The organism is Bradyrhizobium sp. Leo78, assembly GCF_059512425.1.
The window spans coordinates 1-407 of sequence record NZ_JCAMOT010000252.1 but is presented as its reverse complement, the minus strand read 5'-3'; the positions used below and the strand labels follow the sequence as shown (position 1 = coordinate 407).

Annotated in this window: 1 protein-coding gene; it reads right to left on the bottom strand. The window is 65.4% G+C overall.

Annotated features, from left to right (window positions below; genetic code table 11):
- Nucleotides 1-407, bottom strand: a 407-nt coding sequence (locus AC5ZG1_RS44545) for a cell division protein FtsZ (RefSeq protein WP_496136591.1), incomplete at both ends; no start/stop codon positions are given.

Here is a 407-nt window from a genome sequence, read left to right as displayed (position 1 = left end):
AGGTCGTCTTGTCGTTGGCGATGCGGAAGAGGTTCTGGTTCGGAATGACGATCAGCGTGTCGACAGACTTCTGCAGTTCCTGGATGCCCATCTCGGCCAGACGCATGCGGCGGCCGCCTTCGAAATGGAACGGCTTGGTGACGACGCCGACCGTCAGGATGCCCTTGTTGCGGGCGGCCTGCGCGACGACAGGAGCAGCGCCGGTGCCGGTGCCGCCGCCCATGCCGGCGGTGACGAAGCACATATGCGTGCCGTTCAGGTGATCGATGATCTCGTCGATGCACTCTTCGGCGGCCGCACGGCCGACTTCCGGCTGCGAACCGGCACCGAGGCCTTCGGTGACGTTGGCGCCGAGCTGGATGATGCGCTCGGCCTTCGTCATCGTCAGCGCCTGCGCATCCGTGTTG